The sequence below is a fragment of the Methylophaga sp. UBA2496 genome (genome assembly GCF_002341635.1).
In the GTDB taxonomy this organism is placed as follows: domain Bacteria; phylum Pseudomonadota; class Gammaproteobacteria; order Nitrosococcales; family Methylophagaceae; genus Methylophaga.
In genome coordinates, this window is record NZ_DDOK01000008.1 from 140,742 (window position 1) to 166,481 (window position 25,740).

Annotated in this window: 23 protein-coding genes; 10 read left to right on the forward strand and 13 right to left on the reverse strand. The window is 46.5% G+C overall.

Translation table 11 applies throughout. The features are described 5' to 3' along the window. Nucleotides 1–129: 129 nt before the first annotated feature. From B2W60_RS12755 to B2W60_RS12780, 6 genes are all read left to right on the forward strand, one after another. Nucleotides 130–756 (forward strand): TetR/AcrR family transcriptional regulator, encoded by a 627-nt coding sequence (locus B2W60_RS12755; protein WP_292361306.1) that lies wholly within the window; start codon nt 130–132, stop codon nt 754–756. A gap of 3 nt (nt 757–759) precedes the next feature. Then, nucleotides 760–1,938 (forward strand): efflux RND transporter periplasmic adaptor subunit, encoded by a 1,179-nt coding sequence (locus B2W60_RS12760; protein ID WP_292361307.1) that lies wholly within the window; start codon nt 760–762, stop codon nt 1,936–1,938. 1 nt (nt 1,939) lies between these two features. Further along, a complete protein-coding gene (locus B2W60_RS12765; protein ID WP_292361308.1) occupies nt 1,940–5,086 on the forward strand; it encodes an efflux RND transporter permease subunit in 3,147 nt (1,048 codons plus the stop codon). Continuing rightward, nucleotides 5,083–6,525 carry an efflux transporter outer membrane subunit gene (locus B2W60_RS12770; RefSeq protein WP_292361309.1) on the forward strand — a complete coding sequence of 481 codons (1,443 nt, stop codon included), beginning with the start codon at nt 5,083–5,085 and terminating at the stop codon, nt 6,523–6,525. Before B2W60_RS12765 ends, B2W60_RS12770 begins: the two co-directional genes overlap by 4 nt. A gap of 80 nt (nt 6,526–6,605) precedes the next feature. After that, nucleotides 6,606–6,785, forward strand: a complete 180-nt coding sequence (locus B2W60_RS12775) for a PLDc N-terminal domain-containing protein (RefSeq protein WP_226070887.1) — start codon at nt 6,606–6,608, stop codon at nt 6,783–6,785. A gap of 194 nt (nt 6,786–6,979) precedes the next feature. Continuing rightward, nucleotides 6,980–9,037 (forward strand): BCCT family transporter, encoded by a 2,058-nt coding sequence (locus B2W60_RS12780; protein ID WP_292361310.1) that lies wholly within the window; start codon nt 6,980–6,982, stop codon nt 9,035–9,037. A gap of 48 nt (nt 9,038–9,085) precedes the next feature. Here the strand turns inward: B2W60_RS12780 and B2W60_RS12785 are convergent, their stop codons facing one another. Next, complete coding sequence (locus B2W60_RS12785) at nt 9,086–10,126, reverse strand: porin (protein WP_292361311.1); 1,041 nt, start codon at nt 10,124–10,126, stop codon at nt 9,086–9,088. 369 nt (nt 10,127–10,495) lie between these two features. Here B2W60_RS12785 and B2W60_RS12790 point away from each other — a divergent pair, with 369 nt between their 5' ends. After that, nucleotides 10,496–11,413, forward strand: a complete 918-nt coding sequence (locus tag B2W60_RS12790; RefSeq protein WP_292361312.1) for a LysR family transcriptional regulator — start codon at nt 10,496–10,498, stop codon at nt 11,411–11,413. Between the two features lie 80 nt (nt 11,414–11,493). Continuing rightward, nucleotides 11,494–12,900, forward strand: a complete 1,407-nt coding sequence (locus tag B2W60_RS12795; protein ID WP_292361313.1) for a sensor domain-containing diguanylate cyclase — start codon at nt 11,494–11,496, stop codon at nt 12,898–12,900. Here the strand turns inward: B2W60_RS12795 and gloA are convergent. The 8 genes from gloA to rpmH all read right to left on the reverse strand — a co-directional run bounded on the left by gloA (nt 12,854) and on the right by rpmH (nt 18,927). Continuing rightward, nucleotides 12,854–13,408, reverse strand: a complete 555-nt coding sequence (gene gloA, locus B2W60_RS12800; RefSeq protein ID WP_292361314.1) for a lactoylglutathione lyase — start codon at nt 13,406–13,408, stop codon at nt 12,854–12,856. The genes B2W60_RS12795 and gloA overlap by 47 nt on opposite strands. A gap of 22 nt (nt 13,409–13,430) precedes the next feature. Further along, nucleotides 13,431–14,384 carry a magnesium/cobalt transporter CorA gene (corA, locus tag B2W60_RS12805; RefSeq protein ID WP_292361315.1) on the reverse strand — a complete coding sequence of 318 codons (954 nt, stop codon included), beginning with the start codon at nt 14,382–14,384 and terminating at the stop codon, nt 13,431–13,433. Nucleotides 14,385–14,501: 117 nt separating this feature from the next. After that, nucleotides 14,502–15,131, reverse strand: a complete 630-nt coding sequence (locus B2W60_RS12810; protein ID WP_292361316.1) for a methyltransferase — start codon at nt 15,129–15,131, stop codon at nt 14,502–14,504. A 5-nt stretch (nt 15,132–15,136) separates the two neighbouring features. After that, nucleotides 15,137–16,495, reverse strand: coding sequence for a tRNA uridine-5-carboxymethylaminomethyl(34) synthesis GTPase MnmE (gene mnmE, locus B2W60_RS12815; RefSeq protein ID WP_292361317.1), 1,359 nt, complete (start codon nt 16,493–16,495; stop codon nt 15,137–15,139). Nucleotides 16,496–16,553: 58 nt separating this feature from the next. Continuing rightward, the gene (gene yidC / locus B2W60_RS12820; protein WP_292361318.1) at nt 16,554–18,197 is read right to left on the reverse strand and encodes a membrane protein insertase YidC; all 1,644 of its coding nucleotides are present in this window, start codon (nt 18,195–18,197) and stop codon (nt 16,554–16,556) included. Further along, the gene (gene yidD / locus B2W60_RS12825; RefSeq protein WP_292361319.1) at nt 18,190–18,426 is read right to left on the reverse strand and encodes a membrane protein insertion efficiency factor YidD; all 237 of its coding nucleotides are present in this window, start codon (nt 18,424–18,426) and stop codon (nt 18,190–18,192) included. Before yidD ends, yidC begins: the two co-directional genes overlap by 8 nt. Continuing rightward, nucleotides 18,411–18,743, reverse strand: a complete 333-nt coding sequence (gene rnpA / locus B2W60_RS12830; protein ID WP_292361320.1) for a ribonuclease P protein component — start codon at nt 18,741–18,743, stop codon at nt 18,411–18,413. The genes yidD and rnpA overlap by 16 nt, the downstream gene beginning before the upstream one ends. A 49-nt stretch (nt 18,744–18,792) precedes the next feature. After that, nucleotides 18,793–18,927, reverse strand: coding sequence for a 50S ribosomal protein L34 (gene rpmH / locus B2W60_RS12835; RefSeq protein ID WP_036311011.1), 135 nt, complete (start codon nt 18,925–18,927; stop codon nt 18,793–18,795). Nucleotides 18,928–19,194: 267 nt separating this feature from the next. Between rpmH and dnaA the strand changes: the two genes are divergently transcribed. Continuing rightward, a complete protein-coding gene (gene dnaA / locus B2W60_RS12840) occupies nt 19,195–20,559 on the forward strand; it encodes a chromosomal replication initiator protein DnaA (RefSeq protein WP_292361321.1) in 1,365 nt (454 codons plus the stop codon). 14 nt (nt 20,560–20,573) lie between these two features. Further along, nucleotides 20,574–21,677 (forward strand): DNA polymerase III subunit beta, encoded by a 1,104-nt coding sequence (gene dnaN, locus B2W60_RS12845; protein WP_292361322.1) that lies wholly within the window; start codon nt 20,574–20,576, stop codon nt 21,675–21,677. A gap of 65 nt (nt 21,678–21,742) precedes the next feature. Here dnaN and B2W60_RS12850 read toward each other — a convergent pair whose 3' ends face one another. Genes B2W60_RS12850 through hemC form a run of 4 tightly spaced genes read right to left on the reverse strand, consistent with a single transcriptional unit; the run spans nt 21,743 to nt 25,652 of the window. Further along, nucleotides 21,743–22,945, reverse strand: coding sequence for a heme biosynthesis HemY N-terminal domain-containing protein (locus B2W60_RS12850; RefSeq protein ID WP_292361323.1), 1,203 nt, complete (start codon nt 22,943–22,945; stop codon nt 21,743–21,745). Next, nucleotides 22,942–23,976 (reverse strand): uroporphyrinogen-III C-methyltransferase, encoded by a 1,035-nt coding sequence (locus tag B2W60_RS12855; RefSeq protein WP_292361324.1) that lies wholly within the window; start codon nt 23,974–23,976, stop codon nt 22,942–22,944. Before B2W60_RS12855 ends, B2W60_RS12850 begins: the two co-directional genes overlap by 4 nt. Beyond that, the gene (locus tag B2W60_RS12860; protein WP_292361325.1) at nt 23,966–24,739 is read right to left on the reverse strand and encodes a uroporphyrinogen-III synthase; all 774 of its coding nucleotides are present in this window, start codon (nt 24,737–24,739) and stop codon (nt 23,966–23,968) included. The genes B2W60_RS12855 and B2W60_RS12860 overlap by 11 nt, the downstream gene beginning before the upstream one ends. After that, nucleotides 24,723–25,652 (reverse strand): hydroxymethylbilane synthase, encoded by a 930-nt coding sequence (gene hemC / locus B2W60_RS12865; RefSeq protein WP_292361326.1) that lies wholly within the window; start codon nt 25,650–25,652, stop codon nt 24,723–24,725. Before hemC ends, B2W60_RS12860 begins: the two co-directional genes overlap by 17 nt. Between the last annotated feature and the right edge of the window lie 88 nt (nt 25,653–25,740).

Here is a 25,740-nt window from a genome sequence, read left to right on the forward strand (position 1 = left end):
ACATATAGCTGGCGGCTCTTAAAGCTCAACGAGATCTGAACATTAAATATAATTTTTTGTTTTTTTTAACTTTACCTTAACGTAGTGCATGTATATTATGAATGAACGTTCATTCATAAAAAGTTATCTATGTCACCTGCTGCCCCCTCTGCAGATAAACGCGAAGCCATTTTCTGTGCCACATTAAAGCTACTCGCCAGTTATGGTTTTCACGGCTTTTCCATAAAACAGCTAGCCGAAGAGGCAGGTGTTGCAACTGGTACGATTTATCTTTATTTCAAAGATCGTGACGATCTTATTCGCGAGTTGAAAACCCAGATCATTGATGACTTCATCAAAGCAACACTTGATGGTCATGACCCGCAACTGCCACTCAAACAACAATACCGCCGCATGTGCTGCAATCTTTGGCACTTTTGTATTGAAAACCCCTGCATTACCCATAGCAAAGCACAGTTTGATCACTTGCCACCGGATATTTTACGAAGCCAGCGCAGCCATGCATGGGATGGACTTCAACCCCTCAAAGCACTTTTTGAACAAGGACGTAATACGCATCAGATTAAAAAGTTATCTGACGATATTTTGATCAGTTTAAGTTTTGAACCTTATCTGTTTCTTGCTCGTCAGCATCTGTTAGACGTCATTAAAGTTGATAGCGAGCAACTAACACACATTATTGATGCCAGCTGGGATGCCATTGCCTGCTCGCCTTCTCAGGCAACTGGTACAGAAGGACAATCTACTCAGGAGTAATACATGCCACGCTTTAAGCTATCTGTTAAACAGTTCATTTTAAGTAGTTTGTTGGTTTTCGGTCTGGCGGCCTGTCAATCTGAACAAAATAATGCTGAAGACACCGAGAATGGTGCATCTGCAACCCCGGTTAATGTAGTTACTCTGATTAAGCAGCCGATTACCTTAACAACTGAGCTGCCAGCACGAACAGTAGCGTTCCGTCAGGCAGAAGTGCGTCCTCAGGTAAATGGCATTATTGAAAAACGTCTGTTTGATGAGGGGGCTGATGTAGAAGCCGGTCAGCAGCTTTATCAAATTGATGCCGCACCGTTTGAGGCGGCATTACAGATGGCCCGTGCAGAACTGGCTCGAGCTGAAGCGAACCTGCAATCGACCAAAGCGCGTGAACAACGTTTTAAAGGATTAATCGACAATAAAGCAATCAGCCAGCAGGATTATGACGATGCATTAGCTGCTTTCCTGCAATCACAAGCTGAAGTTTCAGTAGCGAAAGCCAATATTGAAACGGCACAGATCAATCTTCGCTATACCAAAGTCAATGCTCCCATCAATGGTCGGATTGGACGCTCTAATGTCACCGAAGGAGCATTGGTGACCGCACAACAAGCTGACCTGTTGGCTACCATCGTGCAAATAGATCCAATCTATGTCGATATTGCACAGCCTTCAAAAAGACTGCTTAGTCTGCGGAGGCAATTGATTGACAAAAAAATCGATGATGCTGCAGCACCTACAGTCATGCTGACATTAGAAGATGGCAGTAAATATGCGCATCGTGGTGAACTGCAGTTTTCTGAAGTTAATGTACAGGAATCAACCGGCAGTATCGTTATACGTGCCTTGTTCCCAAACCCTGAAGGTTTATTGTTGCCGGGCATGTTTGTGCGGGCAGAAATGGAGGAAGCTTCGATAGATAACGCTTTACTGGTGCCCCAACGCGGTGTGACATTTGATCGGGAAGGTAACGCATCAGCAATGATCGTTAATGACAATAATCAGGCCGAACCTCGTCAGTTGCAAATACGCCGTGAAGTCGGGCAATACTGGCTGGTTGATGAGGGACTATCAGCCGGTGATCGATTAATAGTCAGTGGTCTGCAGAAGATAGCACCTGAAGCACCGGTGGAAATTGATAATAACGAAGAGCAAGTCCCGATGAATAACAGGACGGAGTCTTAACATGGCAAGGTATTTTATTGACCACCCGGTCTTTGCCTGGGTTATATCCATTCTGATTATGTTTGCTGGTTTACTGGCAATTTTCGAATTACCGGTTTCACAATATCCGGAAGTTGCCCCACCCTCAATTAATATTCGGGTGCAATATCCCGGTGCCGCGGCACAGACTCTGGAAAATACAGTCACCCAGGTCATTGAGCAGAATATGACCGGGCTGGACAATATGCTCTACATGTCATCAACCAGTGACTCCAGTGGTGTCGGTGAGATAACTATCACTTTTGAGCCAGGTACTGATCCTGACATTGCTCAGGTACAGGTGCAGAACAAATTACAGGCAGCCATGCCGTTATTGCCTACCATTGTTCAGGAACAAGGTATTCGGGTAAACAAGGCCGGCCTTGGCTTTATGATGGTGGTGGGCTTTGTCTCATCCAACGGTCAGATGGATAAATATGATATTGCTGACTTTGTTGGCGGTACTATCCAGGAGCCACTTAGCCGGGTTAATGGTGTTGGCCAGATTCAGATTTTCGGTTCACAGTACGCGATGCGGATCTGGCTGAATGCAGACAGTATGGCGCATTACAGTTTAACCAGTGATGATGTAGTGAGTGCCATTCAGGCACAAAATGTACAGATCGCTGCAGGTGAATTAGGCGGCGCTCCGGCCATTCCCGGCCAGCAAATCAGTGCCAGTCTGATCGTCCAGACTCAACTTGAAACCCCGGAACAATTTGGCAATATCCTGTTACGCGTCAATGAGGATGGCTCACAGATCCGCATGGCGGATATTGCGCGGATTGAACTGGGTGGTGAAAACTACCAGTTTGAAACCGAATACAACCGCCAGACCGCTACCGGCTTAGCGGTAACACTGGCTTCAGGGGCCAATGCCCTGGATACAGCACAAGGGGTTCGGGACCGCCTGGCAGAACTGGAACCTTTCTTTCCCCAGGGATTGAAAACAGTGTATCCGTATGACACCACGCCGTTTGTAAAATTATCGATTCAAAGCGTTGTCACCACACTGGTTGAAGCCATTATTCTGGTGTTTCTGGTGATGTATCTCTTTTTACAGAACCTGCGCGCCACCCTGATACCGACTATTGCGGTACCAGTAGTGCTATTGGGTACTTTCGGCATTCTCTATGCCTTTGGCTTTTCAATAAACACCTTAACCATGTTCGGTATGGTACTGGCGATTGGTCTGCTGGTGGATGATGCCATTGTTGTGGTCGAAAACGTTGAGCGTGTCATGCATGAAGATGGCCTGTCACCAAGAGAGGCCACGCGTAAGTCGATGGGACAGATCACTGGCGCACTGGTAGGTATCGCCCTGGTGGTCTCGGCTGTATTTATTCCAATGGCTTTCTTTGGAGGGTCCACCGGGGTTATCTACCGGCAATTCTCCATTACTGTCGTATCAGCAATGGCGTTATCGGTATTGGTTGCTTTAACGCTGACTCCAGCACTATGTGCCACCCTATTAAAACCTGTGGATCCGGCCCATTATCAAAAGCGGGGATTTTTCGGCTGGTTTAACCGTGGCTTCGACAGAATGAGTAACGGGTATCAGAGCAGTGTGCGACATATTCTGACCAGAATGGGTCGCTATGCACTGTTGTACTTAATCATAGTCGGATTGCTGGCTTTTCTGTTTACCAAGTTGCCAGGCGCATTCCTGCCGGATGAAGATCAAGGTATTTTATTCAATCAAATGACCTTGCCGGCGAATGCTTCCAAAGAACGCTCCATTGAAGTGATGAATCAGATTGAAGATTACTTCTTGGATGAAGAGGCAGAAAATGTGGATTCTGTATTTTCCGTCATCGGCTTCAGCTTTGCCGGGCGGGGCCAAAATAATGGTATCGCGTTTGTGAATATGAAAGACTGGGATGAACGACCACGTGATGATCAGCATGTACAACAGGTCGCTGGTCGGGCAATGGGCTTTTTCAGTCAGATTAAGGATGCAATGGCGTTTCCGTTTGTTCCACCTCCTATTATTGAACTTGGCACCGCGAGTGGCTTTAACCTGCAATTAAAAGACATCGGTGGCGTGGGCCATGATGCGTTAATGAATGCCCGCAATCAATTTCTGGGTATGGCTGCACAGGACAGTCGCTTGATGGGCGTGCGGCCAAATGGTCAGGAAGATACTCCTCAATTCAAGATCGATATCGATCATGAAAAGGCTGCCGCTTTCGGGGTGTCTTTGGCTGAAATTAACCGCACTTTCAGTAGTGTGTGGGCCCCCAGATATGTCAATGATTTTATTGACAACCAACGCGTCAAAAAGGTTTATATTCAAGGTGATGCCCCCTTCAGGATGATGCCTGAAGATGTGGGGAACTGGTATGTACGTAATAATGCCGGTGAAATGGTACCTTTATCAGCCGTCACCAGCGGACGCTGGATCGATGGTTCGCCAAGACTTGAGCGTTACAACGGTGTTTCGTCTCGCAATATTCAGGGGCAAGGCGCTCCTGGCGTCAGCTCCGGTGATGCCATGCTGGCAGTGGAAGAGATCATAAATCAACTTCCTGATGGCATCGGTTATGAATGGACAGGTATTTCCCTTCAGGAAAAACAATCCGGTAATCAGGCTCCGATGCTGTATGGCATTTCCATACTGGTGGTATTTTTATGCCTTGCTGCATTGTATGAAAGCTGGACAGTCCCCTTCTCTGTCATGCTGGTTGTGCCTCTGGGAATAATCGGCGCTGTGTTGTTTGCCATAGGCCGCGGCCTGTCCAATGACGTGTATTTCCAGGTTGGCCTGTTAACGACGATAGGCCTGTCCTCCCGTAACGCCATTCTGATTGTTGAGTTCGCTAAAACCTTATACGAAGACGGCATGTCATTAGTGGATGCTACGCTGGAAGCGGTACGTATGAGGTTACGCCCCATCGCCATGACCGCGTTAACCTTCATGCTGGGAGTTACGCCATTAATGCTCAGCACCGGTGCAGGTTCTGCCAGCCAGAATGCCATCGGCACCGGGGTGTTTGGCGGCATGGTAACCGCTACAGGACTGGCCATATTCTTTGTCCCAATGTTTTTTGTGCTGGTTTTTACATTAGCCAGCAAGATAACCGGTAAAACACCTGCCAAACAGCAGGTTTCTCAAGGAGAATCGGCATGAATGCCAAATTGAAACTGATTTCTGTAATAACACTATCGGCAGCGCTGGGTGCCTGCTCGATGATTCCTGATTATCAACGTCCAGCCAATCCAGTGATGCTGGAAAGCAGTGAATCGATTGTCAATGCTTCTTTGGCTGCTGATACAGGCTGGCAGGAGTTTTATCAGGACAAACAGCTACAACAATTAATTGCATTGTCTCTGGAAAATAATCGTAATTTACGCGCCACCATTTTCCAGGTTGAGCAGCTTCGGGCGCAGTACAAAATTCAACGTGCCGAACGGTTGCCAGCGGTTGATGGCACTGCCAGTGCCACACGTCAAAGAGTACCTGAAGGTGTTAGCTCCGGCAGCCAGGCTATTGGCGGTGGTGGTATTTATGAAGAATACCAAATTGGTGTCGGAATCTCGGCCTGGGAAATAGACTTTTTTGGCCGGATTGACAGTTTACAGCAAGCCGCACTGGAACAGTTTCTTGCCAGTGAAGCCAGTCGTAAAAGCATTCAATTGACATTGGTTTCTGAAGTGGCTGATGCCTGGTTCAGCTGGCAGGCAACCATTGCCCAGCTGGAGTTCTCACGCTCAACCCGCGAAGCCCGGGAAGAAAGTTATGAGCTGATTAACAAACGATTTGAATCAGGCCTGGCCTCGGAACTTGCATTAAGACAGGCGGAAACAGCTTTGCATGAAGCCCGAATTGCCGAATCACGCTACCAGCAACAGGCCAATCAGAACTTTACCGCACTGGAATTATTAGTCGGTCAAACATTGGACCGCCAGCAATGGACGGCTAAATGGGGAGAAGATGTACATACATTACAGGACTTACCGGTGAATTTATCTTCCGAAGTATTACTGTCAAGACCTGATGTGATGCAGGCGGAACATCAACTCAAAGCCGCCAATGCCAACATTGGTGCTGCAAGAGCCGCTTTCTTCCCACGAATCAGTCTGACGGCGGCTATTGGTCTTGGCGGCTCAACACCTTCTGATTTAACTAACTCAGGAAGTCGGCTCTGGCAAATTTCACCACAATTATCACTACCGCTGCTTGATTGGGGAGTTAACGATGCCAACCTGGATGTAGCCGAACTGCAAAAAGATATTAATATCGCGCGTTATCAGGAAACGATCCAGCAGGCATTCAAAGAAGTGCTGGATGAAATGCAGGCAAGGCAAACGCTTGATGCGCAACTTAATGCGCAACAGGATTTGACCAAAGCCACTGGTCGCAGCCTGCAGTTAGCTGAAATCCGTTATGACGCCGGTGTAGACAGCTATCTGGAAGTTCTGGATGCGCAGCGCAGTCATATTGATGCCCAGTTAGCCCAAATTGATACTCAACTGGCGCGTTTACGAAATCAATTAACACTGTACAAGGCATTGGGCGGCGGCTTGAAAGCCTACTCCGGTGAGGTGATTGAACCGGCAACGCCCTGAAAAGAGTTGGTTCAATACCATGCTTATCGTTTATGCTAGAGGAGAGTTACTTGATATCACACTAGCAAAGGAGCAACAAAATGGGTGTTGAAGTTGGCGGCCTTTTAGGTCTTATTTGGCTGATCATCATCATTTGGGCTATTCTTAAAGTGGCCAAAAGTGGTGCCGGTACGTTAGCAAAAGTGTTATGGATTTTAATATTATTGTTCTTCCCGGTAGTCGGCCTGATCATCTGGTTCTTTCTCGGACCTAAAGGCTAGACAGTTATCTCACCACACAAACCAAAATCAGTTTGTGTGGTGATTTTCTGTACTATCTATACGGCATGCAATATGCCGATAATGTAATATTTTCTGAACATTTTGCATTGTCAGTCAGAGACCATAACGGCCATAAAGCACATAATATTGCATGACTTATGTGATTCTTCGGAGTCCAAAAAGGGAGCTTGATCATGCAGCAAAGCAAGTCATCGAAAATTCCATCCACCATATTAGTACCCGTTTTTGTACCCGCCGTTGTTATCGCCTTATTGCTGGTAATCGGGACTATCAGTAATCCGGAGTTAGCCGGTGAAGCCTTTGCTACGACACTCAATTATCTGACCAAAACATTCGGCTGGTTTTATATGCTGGCGGTCGCTTTCTTTCTGGTATTTATTGTGACGGTGGCGATTTCAAGTTGGGGGAAAACCAAATTAGGCCCCGATCATGCCGAGCCGCAATACAGTTTTCCGGCCTGGTTTGCCATGTTGTTTTCTGCGGGTTACGGCATAGCATTATTATTTTTTGGTGTGGCAGAACCGGTACTGCATTACGCCTCACCTCCTCAAGGCGCGCCTGAAACCGTTGATGCGGCCAAACAGGCAATGCAAATCGCCTTTTTTCACTGGGGTTTTCATATCTGGGCCATTTATGGCCTGACCGGTCTGGTATTAGCGTATTTCGCTTTTCGCCATGGACTGCCTTTGTCTATGCGCTCCGCACTTTATCCACTGATTGGGGAACGAATTTATGGTCCCATTGGCCATACTGTTGATGTCATTGCCATTCTCGGCACCTTATTTGGTATTGCCACCACCCTCGGGCTTTCGGTTGCCCAGATAAACGCCGGCATGAACTATTTATGGCCCAGCATACCGGTCAGTACCTTTGTACAGGTGGTCACCATAGCCGGGATTACCATGCTGGCAATTCTGTCTGTTGTAGCTGGACTGGATAAAGGTGTTAAACGTCTTTCTATCGTTAATATGGTGTTGGCTCTGGCACTAATGCTGTTTGTCTTTATCGCTGGACCAAGCATTGTGATTCTGGAGACTTTTCTGCAGAACACCGGCAGTTATCTGAACAATATTGTTGAACGGACTTTTAATCTGCAGGCCTATACCCGCAGTGACTGGATTGGAAACTGGACCCTTTTCATCTTTGGCTGGACTATTGCCTGGGCGCCCTTTGTCGGATTATTTATTGCCAAAATAAGCCGTGGCCGAACCATTCGCCAGTTTGTATTCGGGGTGTTACTGGTGCCAACCATTTTCACTTTTATCTGGTTCTCGATTTTTGGTGATACAGCTCTGAACATGATCATGAATCAGGGATACACCGCCCTGATTACCGAAGTGCAGAATGACACAGCCATTGCACTATTCAAGCTATACGAGCGTTTACCTCTGACCTCAATCGTGTCCTTTATTACCGTCATTTTGATTATGACCTTCTTTGTCACTTCTTCTGACTCGGGTTCATTGGTTATCGATTCTTTAGCCTCTGGTGGCGCCAGTAACACACCGGTCTGGCAACGTGTATTCTGGGCAACGTTAGAGGGACTGGTTGCCGCTGCTTTGTTAATCGCCGGGGGCTTAAGTGCCTTACAGACCATGAGTATTACCAGCGCCTTGCCATTTGCCATCATTATGGTGCTGGCGGCAATTGGTATGTGGCGGGCACTGTCCATTGAGGGTCATCGTGAAGCAAGCCTGTCCGCCTACATGCATAGTTCGCAGCATAAACCGGGCAACTGGAAAAAGCGTCTGGCCGGGTTAATTCACTATCCGGATTATCAACAGGTCGCTGATTTTATTAAAAACACAGCTTATCCGGCGATGCAAAATGTTGAAACGGTTTTACGTGACAAAGGTTGGCCCGTAAGTGTATTTTTTGATGATACTCAGCACCGTGCCTATATTGAGGTTGTGCGTGATGAAGAACTCGATTTTATTTATGAGATCCGGATGCGGGGTTATGCCATGCCGACATTTGCCTATCCGCAAATGGCAAGCAACGAGGACGGTGATAAACGCTATTACCGAGCGGAAATATTCATGCGCCGAGGCGGTGCTGCCTACGATATCTTCAACTGTGATCAGCAGGAGGTCATTGATGACATTCTGAATCAGTTTGAAAAATACCTGCATTTTATTCACATCTCTCCGGGGATCCTGCCCTGGAAAATGCAGGAGCATGATGACATGCTTAATGAGCAGGGTGAGCTGAATGATGAACGGTTAAAATAATCTGCTTAGGTAAACATAACTCACTCTGGCTTCAGCTGGAGTGAGTTTTTACATATTCAGATCATAACGGAATCCCACCAGAAACAACTTGCCACCACTGATCTCAGCATCAAAACCTTCCAGCCCAGCCTGTTTGGCAGTCATCGCGGCGGTTTCCTGCTCCTGATAAAATTCGGCAAACACACGTAAATCCTGATTGATTCGATGATCTATACCAAGATGAATCACGGATTCACCATAAGCTTCAACATTGGCAAGCATGACTTTATAAGTATTTTTACCGTGATGATAAGCGCTATAGAGATTTATTGCCTGTGCTTTATCACCATAAAAACTGTCTGGATTATCCGTATCGGTGATTTCATATTTAATTGCCATAGACCATTGTCCTTTTGCATGAGACAACGTCACACCATATAACCGGTCTTTAAAGCCACTGGCATTCCCACGGTCATCCATCCCAATGGCCAGACGGGTTTCCCCCAGCTGATAACTGACAACAGCCTGGATTCGTCGATCATCAATCCTTGAAGGTGAACGGATATTACCGTGACGTGTTGAGTAGGAACCCCCAAATCCAAAACCGTTCCACAGTGGACTTTGATAGGCCAGCGTCTCTTTCACCCGAAAAGTCGTATAAGTCGCAAAGCCACTGTAAAAGCTGCTGAACTGATCTACTGGAAATGTAATGGCATTATAGTAAGGCATCCACTGCTGACCTGCGGTTACTGTGCCGACACTGCTGGTCAGGCCAATCAGACCGACCCGGATATTTTCAGCCTTATTGCGGCCAACCTCTCCCTGGTCATACGAATCACGAAACCGAAAGTTAGCGCTATCAAAAGGCAGTTCCAGCTGGGTAAAAACCGATGTATCTTCAGAAAACTCATACGCCGCATTAAAACCAACCCTTGAATAGGCATCACGAATACCACGATAAGCAGACATTGCTTGCTGATTATCCGGGCTCACCGCTTCCGCCTGCATTCTGATTGAACTGTAAAAGTTATAATTGAAAGCGGGTTCATCGGCCTGTGCCCCAAAAGTGGCCACAATGTTAAGCCATAATATATTTGTGAATAATCTCATCGCTCACTCCTTTGTCCTTACAGTCTGGCGACTAGACTTATATCTGGCAAACGACAAGCAGAAAATATCCCTTGAATTCAGGCAAAAAAAACCCGGTGTGCTTTGCAGCGACACCGGGAAAGGGCAAACAAACTATAAATAGGGAAACATTGAATAGCTTTTGGCTGTTAATTCACAGTATTAATCCTTTCTTAACCCAGCTTTGTTTAAGCTAAACCCACTAAAAATTTCGACACATTTCAATGATGGTGGAAATCCAGTTAATTCATTACAATGCTTATTACTTAATGCAAATGATATTGTTAATTATTTGCATTTAAAAGAGCTTATTGATCAACATGCCGTTGCAAAAACCTGAACAGAGCGATTATGAAAAACCGGATAGTTTTGCCAGATATGAGAGCCGTTAACGCCTTTGTTGAGATCACCCGATCCGGCAGTTTAACGTTTACCGCAGAGCAACTGGGTATTCCAAAATCAACATTAAGCAGACGTATCTCTCAACTTGAAGAACGGATAGGTCAAAAATTACTACGCCGGGAATCAAACCGCCTTATCCCCACTCAGGCAGGTCAGATATTTGCCGGTTATTGCCAGCAATTTATCGCTCTCGCACAACAAAGTCAGCTCGCACTGGATGCTCTGCAGATGGAGGTGAGCGGAGAACTCAATTTTACATTTCACAACGCGTTCAGTTGCAGCTGGCTTAGCGATAAAGTGGAATCATTAATGGCTGAGCACCCTAAATTACAGCTTAAAATGCGTACAGGTTTTAGTTTGCCCCTTGCAACCGATGGAGAATCGGTCACCTTATGGTTGGGGGAAATCTCTGAAAGTGGTTTACGACATGAGTTTCTCGGTCAACTCTCTCAAGGTATCTATGCCAGCCCGGAATATTTACAACAAGCTGAAAAAATCAGTCATCCGCGCCAGCTATCTGAGCATGAATGGATTGATACACTGTCCCAATCAATGGATGAAATCATATTAAACCATACTCAGGGAAGCACATTTAAATTAGCTGCAAGACCATCACGTCTTTCCGCGGATCAATTTGTGATACAGGCTGATGCGATCGCTCGTGGAAAGGGCTTGGGGTTTTATCCCGACTGGTTGGTTGAAACAGCTTTGAATAAGCATTCAATCAAATTGCAACGCTGTCTGGCCGAATGGAATGGCCCCAGTCTGCCAATCTGGTTAATGTATCCCTACGGTCATTTGTCTCGACGCACCCGAATATTTATTGATCATTTAAAAAATAATCTTCCTGCAGCATGGAGTAACTGACCTTTCCAGGTCATTTAAATGCTTGAAGCCATACATGCATCGGCCTATTATTGAATAAAAAACAAATGGTGTTATCAAGCATGACGCAATCTTCAAACAACGGCCAGCAGACACCTTCCTCTCTGACCCACAGCGAGTTGCTTAGACATTTACACGCCGTTTCACCTTACCTGCCTGGTTTTATTTACCAGCTTTGTCGAACACCTGACGGTCAATTTCAATACACTTATACCAGTTCCAGACTGGAACAATTGTTTGGTGTAACCCAGCAACAGGTTGCTGAAGATGCCAACTTGTTACTAAAAATGATTCATCCAGATGATTATCAGCGTGTTATTAATGAAAGCATTGAATGCGCTGAAACGGGCAGCGCATGGCACAGTGAATTCCGAATGCTTGTTAAAGGGGGTGAAACCATCTGGATTGAAGCCTACGACACACCGATACGTGAAACTGATGGCACTATTATCTGGACCGGCTACGGCAATGACATTACCCAACGCAAAAACTACGAAACCGCTTTGAACAAAAGTGAGAATAAATTTCGAGCCTTTGTTGAAAATGCCAATGACATCATTTATTCGTTATCTCTGGACGGCATACTGACCTATGCCTCGCCCAACTGGACAGAGATTCTGGGCCATCCGCTCAATGAAGTGATTGGCAGGCATTTCGAGCACTTTGTGCATCCTGATGATGTGCCTGCCTGTCATAGTTTTTTACAACAGGTACGGCACAGCCGTCAAAAACACAGTGGCATCGAATACCGAATCAGACATTTACATGGTCACTGGTGCTGGCATCGCAGTAATGCAGCACCGTTATTTGATAAAAATGACATCGTTGACTCATACACCGGTATTGCCCGGGATATCACTGAACATAAACTGCTGATGCAGCGCATGTCACATATGGCGCATCACGATACATTAACCGGTTTGCCAAACCGCGCCAGTTTTACCGAGCATTTGAATCAGGCCATCGTCTTAAGCCAGCGTGAAGAACAAGTCGTCGCCGTCTTATTTCTGGATTTAGATAATTTCAAACCGGTCAATGATCAGCATGGACATGCCATTGGCGATTTATTATTGCAACAGGTGGCGAATCGTATACGCCAATGCCTGCGTGGCGCAGATGTGGTCGGACGCATTGGCGGTGATGAATTTGTCGTGCTGTTACAAAATGTTCATCATCTGGCGAATGCCCAGCAAACAGCAGAAAAAATCTGTGAATGTCTGAGCATCCCCTATGAGGTTGATGGCAAGATTCTGCATATCGGCGTCAGTATTGGCATTGCCTTATACCCACTGCATGGTAGTAACGCCATGCAACTAGTCCGTTACGCTGATGAGGCAATGTACGAAGCCAAAAAAATGCCAGACCGAGTACAGGTATATGCCAGTCCTCCACTCGGAGTCGGCTCCACTAAACAGGAAGAACCTAACCAAGATGATCTTTCAGCAAAGTCGGCTGACGATCAGGGGTGAAAATTTCTATCCAATAGCCATCCGGATCCTGAATAAAAGCAATTCCTTTCATTTTGCCGTCATCAGGTCGTTTTACAAACGGTACACCGAACGCCTCAAAACGTGCACAGGCGGCATCAATATCCGGTACGGCAAAACCGATATGACCAAAGCCCCGTGGTTCACTATTACCGTTATGATAAGCAACCTCATCTTTGTCTTCGTCACCCCAGTTATGGGTTAACTCCAGCATGGCTGGACGGGCAAAGGTTTGCTTGATTCGCTCATTATTGTCATCAGACCAGTCTTGACGTTGTTCAGGTGATATAGCTGCCATGAAATACAGGGTGAACTGCATTTCCGGAAAATCAAAGCGCTTGATTAATGTCATGCCCATTACTTCAGAATAAAACTTCAATGTTCGTTTTGGATCCTTGATACGAAACATGGTCTGGTTAAACACATAGTCATGTGTCGCCGGGTCATGCTGTTCACTCAAACCCTCTGCTTTATCAAAATGTCGACTCATGAATCACTCCTTTAATGAATTTTTATAACCAGCCTTTACGTTTAAAGTATAGATAAGGTGCCATACCTGCCGCCACCATTAAACCAATAGCAAATGGATAGCCAAAGCTCCAGTCCAGTTCCGGCATATATTTAAAATTCATCCCGTAAATACTGGCAATCAAGGTCGGTGGCAGGAATACGACGGCGGCTATCGAGAACGTTTTGATGATCTGAGCCTGCTGGATATTGATAAAACCCTGAGTGGAATCCATCAGGAAGTTTATCTTATCGAAGAGGAAAGTCGTATGTGACATCAGTGTTTCCAAATCCCGCAATATCTCATACAGGGTTTCCCGGGAAGATCCCGGCTCACGTAGATGGCGCAGTAAAAACGAAATATCACGTTGAGTGTCCATCAGACACAAGCGTATCTTTCCGTTACTGTCTTCCAGACGAGCCAGCTGACTGATGGCATCCTCCAAATCGGCACTTTCATCTTCCAGGACCAGATGACTGACCCGCTCTAACTGGCGATGGATATCTTCGAGATTATCGGCATGATTCTCGACTTTCTGTTCCAGCAAGGTAATCAGTAAATCCGTGGGCGTTTCACAACTCACCTGACCGCGGCGAGCACGCATTCGTAATAAACGGAAATCACTTAATTCTCCATCACGAATGGCTATTAACCGATCTTGTTGCAGAATGAATGCCACGGATACCGTGTGATGCCGTCCTTCTGAATAACCGAGAAACAATGAATGCACATGCAGTCCATCCTGATCGGTAAAACAGCGGGCTGATGCTTCGATTTCCTCGACATCATCAACATCTGGCACTTCATCACTGAATAAGGTAGCAAGTAATGCGCGTTCATCATCATCAGGCTCTAACGCATCAATCCAGTCAGCTTCTTTTAAGTGATGCCCCGACACCTCGCCTTCAACTTTGATTTCCTTAATTAAGCCATGAGCAATTTTGTATAGACGCAGCATGCTGGCTCCTGAATGATTAGATTTCGCATAAAAGAATGGTGGAAATATTGTAACGCACTGACCACGTTATGCCGAAAGGCTATGGTATTTGCGTGGCAATTCCATGACAGATGAGTTTCAAAGCTGCTGAAATACTGCCATCTGGGTGGGTGAACCTAATTGCAGATCTGCCTCCCCAATTCCTGAAAAATGTATTTCATAATTATGACGGACAGCCACGCCTCTGGCCCATTGTTGAAATTTATGCCGTGTCCACTCAAACTGATGATCCGGGTCCCTGAACTCGCCCGGATTCAGACCGTATAAAGGATTGTACTCACTATTCGGCGTAGTGAGGATGATCTGCTTTGGACACATCACCGCAAAAACATTTTTTTCAACTTGAGATAAATGCTTCGGCGCAACATGTTCAATGGTTTCAATCATCACTGCCAACGGAAAGCCAGACAGTTCTGGATGAGGATCGGCGTAAGAACCGTTAATTAATGTGAGCCGGCAAGGAGTTGCGTCGAGATAAACCGCAAGTTTTTCACGGGCCTGCATTAAAGATAAACCGGATTGTTCAACGCCAATAGCTTGCTCAATTTGAGTTTCATTGAGCAATTGCCATAGAAAATTACCTGAACCACAACCTAAATCCAGAACTTGCCTGACACCACTTTGTTGAACTAATTTGAGGATTTGTTGATGTCGGACTTCATGTAAAGCGCTGATTTGAGTGTCCTGATATGGAAACTCGGCACTCATAAAAATTACTTTCCGATACAAAAGCTGGAAAAGATATGATCCAGCAGGTCTTCGTTAGTGAAAGTACCGGTAATTTCGCCCAGCGCTGTCTGTGCAAGTCGTAACTCTTCAGCCAGTAATTCACCTGCGCCCATCCCGGTAAGACAGTTATAACCACTTTCAATCGCTTGCTGCGCACGTTGCAAAGCATCCAGATGTCGACGACGCGCCATAAACACCCCCTCTTCTTCAGGATGGAAACCGACGACTTCACACAGGTGCTGGACCAATAATTCCATGCCTTCGCCATTTTTGGCTGACAGATAGATCACTGACATGTCGTTTTCATTCGTTATTTCAGCAACATGGCCGCTTTGATCGATCTTATTACGAATCAACGTTATGGATTTTTCTGCCGGTAATGCAGAGAGGATTTTTTCATCCTGCTCGGTCATACCCAACCTATCATCTATCAAAAGCAGAATATGATCGGCTTGTAACAATTCGTTTTGCGTGCGGCGAATGCCTTCCAGCTCAACAATATCATCGGTAGCATCATGCAGGCCGGCAGTATCTGATATTCGTAGCGGCAATCCACCTATATGAATCTGCTCACGTAATACATCACGGGTAGTCCCCGCGACCTCCGTGACGATAGCGGCATCATGACCTGCCAGCCGATTATGCAAACTGGATTTACCGGCATTAGGCTGACCAACCAGAACCACGCTGATGCCTTCACGCAATAGCCGTCCTTGTCGGGCGCTACCTTGAATACCCGCCAAAGTGGTAAGCAATTGCTGCAGTTGTTTATCCACCTGGGCTTCGCCAAGAAAATCAATTTCTTCATCAGCAAAATCAATAGAGGCTTCGACAAACATCCTTAAATAAGTCAGCTCCTGCAGGAAAGCATTTACTTTGTTGGAAAACTCGCCCTGCAAGGATCTCATCGCACTACGGGCAGCTTGTTCAGTAGAGCTTTCGATTAAATCGGCTACCGCTTCGGCCTGTGCCAGATCCATCTTGCCATTGAGAAATGCCCGCTCGGAAAATTCGCCGGGACGTGCCATACGGGCACCCAGCTCAATCGCACGTTTACAAAGCCGATCCATAACCAGTGGACTGCCATGCCCTTGCAACTCCACCACATCTTCACCAGTAAAAGAGGCTGGCGCAGCAAAATACAGCGCAATACCACTATCGATAATCTCTTTATCAGCGGCACGGAAAGGGGCAAACTTAGCAAAGCGAGGCTGAGTCAATTTGCCGCAGATTTGCTCGGCAATCTGAGCACTATCCGGTCCGGATAAACGCACTACACCAACACCACCGCGGCCCGGCGCGGTGGCTATGGCTACGATAGTATCGGTGAAGATTTCAGTCATAATGAATTGTGTTTACTTTAGCCGTAAACAACGCAGCCTGTATTGAGCTACGATAGGTCTATAACGCACCCATTTTACGAGTGATATACCATTGCTGGGCAATCGAAAGAAGATTGTTGACCAGCCAGTACAACACCAGGCCTGATGGAAAGAAGGCAAAGAAAACGGTAAATACGATGGGGAATACTTTCATCATCATCGCCTGTGCCGGATCCTGTGGCGTAGGATTGAGTTTTTGCTGGAACCACATGGTCAGACCAAATAAAACCGGCAATACAAAGTAAGGATCAATCGCCGTTAAATCGTTCAACCAGAAAATAAAGTCTGCCTGACGTAACTCAATACTTTCTACCAATACCCAATAGAACGCTAAAAACACTGGCATCTGCACCAGGATCGGCAAACAACCACCCAGAGGATTAATTTTCTCGGTGCGATACAGATCCATCATCGCCTGATTGAATTTCTGCTTGTCATCACCGTAGCGCTCTTTCAGGCTGGCCAGCTTAGGCGTCAATTTACGCATCGAGGCCATAGAACGATAACTGGCTGCTGACAATTTATAAAATGCCAGCTTAATCAGAATGGTCAGCAAGACGATGGACCAGCCCCAGTTGCCTGTTAATTTATGTAACCACTCCATGACAATAAATAATGGCTTGGAGATAATGGTCAGAATGCCATAATCAACGGTCAGATCCAGATTTTCAGCAATCTGTTCTAAACGTTTGTGTTCTTTTGGTCCCAGATAAATTTGGTAAGCGGTTTGAGCCTGTTCGCCATCTTCGGCAACCACAACGGGGAAACGAATACCTGCTGTGTAGTTGGTGTTATTGAGCGATTTACCATATAAGCTGATTTCCAGAGGTTTGCTCTCAGGAATAATTGCTGCTACAAAATAATGCTGGATCATCGCTGCCCAGCCACCGTTTACATCACGGCGAAAATCATTTTTTTTCAGATCCCCGAAATCAACTTTTTCATATTCATTGCCTTCACTGGAAAACACTGCACCCGTATAGGTATAGATTAGGAAACTATCGTCCTCAGCTTCATTACGATTAAATTGGGCGTAAGGATATGCTGCAAAACGTTCACCAGTGCGGTTTTCAATCTGATAAGTGACATTCACCAGATAACTGTCACGATTGAAAGTATAAGTCTTGATCACTGTCAGACCATTATCCGATTCCCAACGTAAAGGAATGCTTAAACTGTCGGCATTATCCGATAAGGTGTATTCATTCTGTTCTGCAGTATAGTTTTCGTAATGCGTTGGCGCAGGACCTTCAGCACGTAAGCCGGACTGGGTGACAAAGAATTTATTGCGACCATCGTTCAAGAACTGCACAGGTTGATCCGGCAAATTTACGTCCACAGGATATTTCAGCAACGCTAGCTTGCGTATGTCCGCACCACGCAAATCAATCATCGCGTCAATCACATCAGTTTTCACCCTGACCTGATTGGTCGAACTTGCCGTGGCTGGATCACTATCTGGTAATGCAGGCAGGCCATCAGCAGAAACCGCGGCAGGCAATTCAGGTAAGTCATCCTGTTGGTCTGCGGCAGTAGATGGCTCAGCAGCATTCGATTGCGTGGCAACTTGCTGAGGACGCACATAGTCATTTTGCCAGGCTTCCCACAACAACAGAGAAACAATTAACAGGCCAAAAATAAACAGAGTTCTGAGGTTATCCATTGTGTTTTTTTATCTTTAGTTCAGGAACAGGATCCACGCCACCGGCGTGCCAGGGATGACAGCGTGAAAGTCGGCGTAAACCGAGCCACACGCCACGCAGTGAGCCATGGGTCTGAATGGCTTCAATCATGTATTGCGAGCAAGAAGGTTGGAAACGGCAGTGCATGCCCATGAACGGGCTTAATAAAAAGCGATACGCGCGAACAAAAGCGATTAGGATGTTTGCCATTGTGCCACCACGGTTAACCAATGTCGCTCCAATGCTGCCCATAACTGCGATGAATCCCGTTGACTTATGTCAGGTCGTGATAACACCACAATATCGATATTAGCTAAAGCAGATTGATGCTGCCGGAAAGACTCCCGGATGATCCGCTTTACCCGGTTACGTTGACTGGCCAGCTTAAGATGCTTCTTTGCGATGGCCAGTCCCAGTCGGGGATGCCCAACTGAGTTTTCAGCGCTCAGGATCGTCAGGCCACCGCCACCGGTGCGCTTTCCCTGACGAAAAACCCGGGTAAAATCTCCCGGGCTATTCATTTTCATGGCTCGGCTGAAAGTGGCCAAGTCATGCACCCTCTGCGAACAGAGAGAATTAAACAGAAAGTTTTGCGCGGCCTTTGGCTCTGCGGGCGTTAATAACACGACGACCACCAACAGTTTTCATACGTGCGCGGAAACCGTGAGTACGCTTGCGCTTCAGATTACTAGGCTGAAAAGTTCTTTTCATTTTACCAACTCCAGGAATATCAATGGTTTTGCAGCCGGTAAGCGTCTCTCGAACGGAAACAGCCGGGGCAAAAGACATGGGATTATAGAGTTTGTGAGCATAACAAGTCAAACCGCATTCATCCTGCCAGGCGATATTATTTACTTGCCAAACATCCCGCATGCAGATAACTTTAGATGCCCTGCCTGACACGCTATACTATCACCTAAATTGTTTGAAGTTAGTTAGTCTGCTTTATCTAAACCTTATAATAGTCAAGGAGTTGCTGTGTCTTCACCCCTTTGGGAAAAATGTCTATCCCATCTCGAAGGTGATCTTTCGGCACAACAGCTGAACACGTGGCTTCGCCCCCTGCAAGCCATTGAAACCGAAGATAGCCTACGACTGTTAGCACCTAATCCTTATGTAAAGGCCTGGGTACATGAGCAACTTGAGCAACAGATTAATGCGCTGATCAAGGGTTTAACCAACGGTAACATCAGTAAAATTGAAATTGAAGTCGGTACCAAAGATTCCATTTCCGCTGAAAAAACCAAACGACGTGTCAAAACCACTGATAAAGCCCCGGCATCAATTTCACTCTCTGAAACTGAACCTGCGCCAGCTATTGGCAGCCCAATGAATCCATTGTTTACCTTTGATAATTATGTTGAAGGTAAATCCAATCAGATTGCCCGTGCTGCCTCTTTACATGTGGCTGAGGCACCCGGCACTTCTGGTTATAACCCCTTATTTTTGTATGGCGGAACCGGGCTGGGTAAAACGCATTTGATGCTCGCCGTTGGTAATAAAATTCGACAGAACAATCCCAAAGCACGAGTCATTTATCTATCGTCTGAACGTTTTGTACAGGATATGATTACCGCACTGCGCAATAACGCCATTGATCAATTCAAAGCACATTACCGTAGCGCCGATGCCTTATTAATCGATGACATACAGTTCTTTGCCAAAAAAGAACGCTCTCAGGAGGAGTTCTTTTATACGTTTAATAGTTTGCTGGAAGGTCAAAGACAGATCATTCTGACCTGTGACCGATTCCCTAAAGAAGTAGAAAACCTTGATGAACGCTTGCAATCACGATTGGGCTGGGGCCTGACCATTGCTATCGAACCGCCCGAACTGGAAACCCGCGTTGCGATTCTGATCAAAAAAGCGCAACAAAATCTGATTACCCTACCGGATGATGTGGCCTTTTTTATTGCTAAACGCATTAAATCCAATGTCCGCGATCTGGAAGGTGCCTTACAGCGAGTGATGGCTTTTTCACGCTTTACAAATCAGCCACTGTCGATTGATATGGCGCAGGATGCGTTAAAAGATCTGCTGGCGTTACATCAAAAACTGGTGACACTGGAAAGTATTCAGAAAACTGTTGCAGAATACTTCAAAATACGGGTATCCGATTTACTGGCAAAAAAACGTACACGCTCGGTTGCCCGTCCCCGACAAATAGCAATGGCGCTGGCAAAAGAGCTCACCAGTCACAGCTTGCCGGAAATTGGTGATGCTTTTGGTGGACGCGATCACACCACAGTTTTGCATGCTTGTCGTAAAGTGGTGGAACTGAAAGAAACTGATAACCGCATCGCGGAAGATTACCGTAATTTACTTCGTACTTTATCCAGCTAGCTGAGAGAGACATCATGCAATTTACTGTGAGCCAAGACATTATTGCCCGTCCCTTACAACTGGTGTGCAGCATCGTTGAACGGCGCTCCACCCTGCCTATTTTGTCCAACATTTTATTACGTTGTCAGGGACAGCAGCTGACCATGACCAGTACCGATATGGAACTGGAAATGATTGCTACACTGCCGGTTGCAGTCGACAAAGAAGGAGAAACGACTGTTTCTGCCCGCAAACTACTGGATATTGTGCGCGCCTTACCCGCGAACGCCACCATCAGTTTTCAGGCAGAAGACAACAAATCATTAGTTCGGGCGGGTAAAAGTCGTTTCTCATTAGCCACACTTCCTGCAACGGATTTTCCGGATAGCGAAGGTGCCAATTACCTTGATCAACTGACGGTTCCTCAATCAGCATTAAAAGATCTGCTTGATGAAACCAGTTTTGCCATGGCCAGCCAGGATGTTCGTTATTATCTGAATGGTTTGTTGCTTGAGCGGGAAGACAATATCCTGCGAGCTGTTGCCACTGATGGTCATAGACTGGCATTAGGCAGCATAGAAACAGCAGAAAAAGCCAATGAAAAGCACACTGTCATTGTGCCGCGTAAAGCGATTTTGGAATTAGGCCGTTTATTAGGTGATGTCGCTGATGATGTGACTTTGGCAATCAGTCCACAACAGTTGAAAGTTGAATTGCCTGATATGCATTTCACTTCCAAGTTGATTGATGGTCAATTTCCTAACTACGAACGGGTCTTACCTGTAGGTGGTGATAAACAAGTTATCGCTGAGCGTGATGAGCTTAAACAGGCCTTGTCACGTGCCTCAATCCTGGCTAATGACAAACACCGCAGCGTCAAACTGAACTTGAGTAACAATCTGCTTAAAGCCACCGTTACCAACCAGGAACAGGAATCTGCTGAAGAAGAGCTGGCTGTGGAATACAGCGGCCCTGATTTGGAAATCGCCTTTAATAATGCGTATCTGCTGGATTTGCTCAACGCCATCCCGGATAATAAGGTTAAACTGCTGTTTACCGATGAAAATAGCAGCGCATTGATTACCCCTAATGATCCAAAATTCACCCGGCAGTATGTGGTTATGCCGATGCGGCTGTAATGATTTAATTCCATACACACAAAAACGGCGCTTAAAGCGCCGTTTTTTTATATTGTTACAGCTGACTAGATCACTTTATTCGGATTATTCTGCAACATCACATCCAGACCCTGCTTATAAGTATTAGCGGCCGCATCACGTTTATCCTGCGCCATTAACACTTCCGCCAATGCCTGATAGGTCTCGCCACGAGGACCATGCTCAATACTGGCACGCAGATAAGCTTCCGCTTTAGCCCACAGCTTATTGGCCTGAGCGAGTCTTCCCAGGGTGAGCAATAACCAGGGATTTTCTTCACGCTGTTTTAACCATTTTTCCGCCGTGGCCAGACGCTTCAACAAATCGCCCTGCAAAATTTTTCCGTATTGGTATATGAGAGCATCACTCCAGTTTTTGCGTAAATATTCTTCAATCATTTGCATTGCCTGCTGTTGCTCACCCTGTAATAACAAACCATTTACATAGGTTTTCAGCACCTGCTCAGACTGTCTTATTTTCGCCGAAGACTGCAGCCAAATCTGCTCCATTCGCTGCCATTCCTGCCTGATCAATGCATTTTGTAACTGACCAACTGTGGCTTCTGCTGACAAAGCATTGGCTGAACTGTTATCCAATACATGACGCTTACGCAAATCCGGTAATACAGATTGCACTTCCTGCCATTGGGCCGTGTCCTGGTAGAGCTGTTGCAACAGTTGTAATACATATGGGTGTTTTGGCGCCACTTCGCGTAAATGCTGCAACGTTGCCAATGCCTGTTCTTTCTGCCCCGCCGAGAGCTGTAATTCCGCCTGAACCACCCCGACAGCAATGTCTGCACTAGGCGTAGTTTCATGTGCCAGTTTCAAATAGGAATCACGACGTTCTGGTGCCTGCTGTTTTTGTGCCGCCCGGGCCGCAGCCAGATAATGCAATAACGGAGTTTCACTGTTTCCTGCATGACGGATCAACAGGCGCTCTGCTTCGGCCCAACGACCTTCTTCCAGTGTAATCAAACCATTAGTCAACGCTTTGGTCGCACGTTTATGGCGTTGGTTTTCCTGCCAATGAGATAGGCGATTAGGGGTGTTTTTAATTATCGCCAGACTGCGCAGCGTCATATAAGCCAGTAGCAAAAGAATCAACCAGGCAACAGTGAACACAATTAACGATGTTTCCAGTGTCCATTGACCATACTGCATCAATACAAAGCCTGGTTCAAAATCAGCTAACCAGACAAAAATGCCACCTAAGGCCAGAGCCAGCCCAATGATAATCAACCATTTCATGGTTCAAATCCTTTTAGCCAGCGTAGCGAACCTGAAATATCCGGGGTTTCTATACTGATAGCCTGATTTTGCATATCTTCCAGAATGACCAGCATCGCATCGCGCTGATCGCCCACAAAATACTGTTCCAGCCAGCTGATTGCAGATTGCAGGCTTTGTTCAAACATTCGCTGATTTCCTGACAGAGCAGAAAATCGTGCGGTTTCCAGCTGCAAGCGCAGATTCTGATAGAGGAAATACCGTTGTTCCGGCATTAAAACCGCTGCTGGCGCATCCTGTTGCTGACGAATCACCACGAGAGAGCGTAGTTGTGCCCAGACTTCTGAAACCGCCTCACGCCAGGCAGGTTGCTCAGTCGCCTTTGCTTCAGTTTCATTATAAAAAGTCTGTTTCGGCCCAGTGACCACCCTTAAATTATCGATCGACTTAATCAAACTCAGCATATCGGCTGCAATACCTGCAACATCGGTTTCTCCGGCAGCTTCCAGTGCCAACTCTTCTTCGGCAATCAGTTCACGTAGCGGCTGCATACGATAGTCCCCGATTTCACGGATCTGTTGATCGGCCAAAGATAAAGCAAGTGCTGCCCCGTTGGTATCATTTGCCAGTAAGGCCCGTTGATTGGCCAGGTTGAGCAAGTACCTGATTTCCGCAAGCGCCCATTCGAGTTCAATTTCGTCACTGGTTAATGGCGACTGATTCTGTAATTTGGTAAGGACATCACCCTGTTCCAACTGTGTTTGGTTCAGCTTGGACAATTGGTCATCAAGCTGGCTTTGGGCAGAACCTAACTGGGAGATATCGGTTTTAAGATCGGCTATTTCATCAAGACGGTTTTCCAGTTGAACAAGTTGCTGTTGCTGCTGCCATCCATACCAAAGTGCTGCTGCCCCTGGAAGAGTAATCAGAATCGCCACCAACACCAGCAACACAATTTGCCATGGAAAGGCTTTGTTGGGTGTGTCTGAACTGGTTTGTTCAGTTTTTTTAGCCGGCTTTTCTGCCTGCTCAGATTTGTTGTTAGACTCCATGATCTGATCCCATTTCAATAAGTCGCTGAATGATTGCACCATCGCTGGCATCTAGACTGACATGCACCTGTTTGAATCCCTGTTCAATCGCAAAAGCCTTGATTCGTTCACTCACTACCAGCAAAGGTTTTTGCAGAATCTGCGGGCAGCTCACTGATAATAAACTTAACAGGTTTGTGACACCATTGGCACTGGTCGCCGTCAGCCAGTCGGCAGAACAGGCTTTTTGTTGAAGATCTACTGATACCTTTGGCAATTGTCGGCGGTAAACTTCCAGATAATCAATACTAGCACCTCTGGCTCGCAAGGTTTCAGCCATCAGCTCTCGCCCACCTTCGCCCCGTACAATAGTGACCTGCTGCTGATCCATTTGTTGCCATTCGGGTAATTGCAGCAAACCTTCACTTCCATTTGACAATTCCGGTAGTAAATCAACCTTTAATCCTTGTTCCCGCATTGCCTGCGCAGTGCCTTCACCTGCGGCTGCCAGTTTAATTGTGGATGGTAGCTGTTGCTGGTAGCCCGACATAAACGCTTCAACCGCATTACGACTGACAAATACCAGCCAATTCGTGTGTAGCGGATTCCATTCATTCCATTGCCTGACATCAATCGCCTTGATTTCTATGACCGGAAACTTTATCGCCTCCCCCCCCTGCTGTTCTATCATCTCGACGAGTCCTTTGGCCTGATGAATTGGGCGAGTCACTAACACTTTATGGCCCTTTAATGGCAACGCCACCGTATCAGTCACCATAAACATCGGCCAGAATTTTGTCCGCACCTTTACTTAATAACATCTCGCCTAATGTTAAACCAAGCTGCTCAGATTCACTGGCCTTGCCGCGAATTTCCTGCTGCAGCATTTCAGTGCCATCAGGACGGCCGACCAGCCCCCGCAACCAGATATCATCGCCATTTAACATCGCATAGCCACCGATAGGCACCTGACAGCCGCCTTTCAAACGGCGATTTAAAGCGCGTTCTGCTTTGACAGTGATTGAGGTCAGAGCACAATTAAGCGGGGCAATTAAGGCATTCATTGCCTCATCATTAATGCGGGTTTCAATACCCAGCGCACCCTGTCCAATCGCTGGCAGACTTTGTTCCGGCGTTAAAGCGCTGCGGATACGTTTATCAAATCCCAGTCTTTCCAAACCGGCCTTGGCCAGAATAATCGCATCAAAATGTCCCGCATCCAGTTTGGCAAGACGGGTATTCACATTACCGCGTAACGGTACGATTTTCAGATCAGGGCGATAATGACGCAGCTGACATTCACGGCGCAGACTGGAAGTACCAACTACAGCACCCTGCGGCAAATCATCAACGTTTTCAAAGTGATTGGAAACAAACGCATCATGCGGATCATGACGTTCACAAATAACAGGTAAATGCAGACCTTCGGGAAACTCCACCGGCACATCTTTCATCGAATGCACCGCAATATCCGCTTCGCCAGCCAACATACTCTGTTCCAGCTCTTTGACAAACAAACCTTTACCGCCGACTTTGGCCAGAGGTGTATCCAGAATAATATCGCCCTGAGTTTTAATACGGACCAGCTCAATATTTAAATGCGGATCCAGCGCCAGCAGACTGTCACGAACAAATTCAGCCTGCCAGATGGCAAGCGGGCTGCGGCGGGTGGCAATACGAACGGTACGTTGACTCATGAAACAAACACCAGTTGATTATGAACAGTGTGGTTGATTCTAACATTTTCCCCTGCGGATCCACGAGCAGCCGCGTTATAATGCCGTC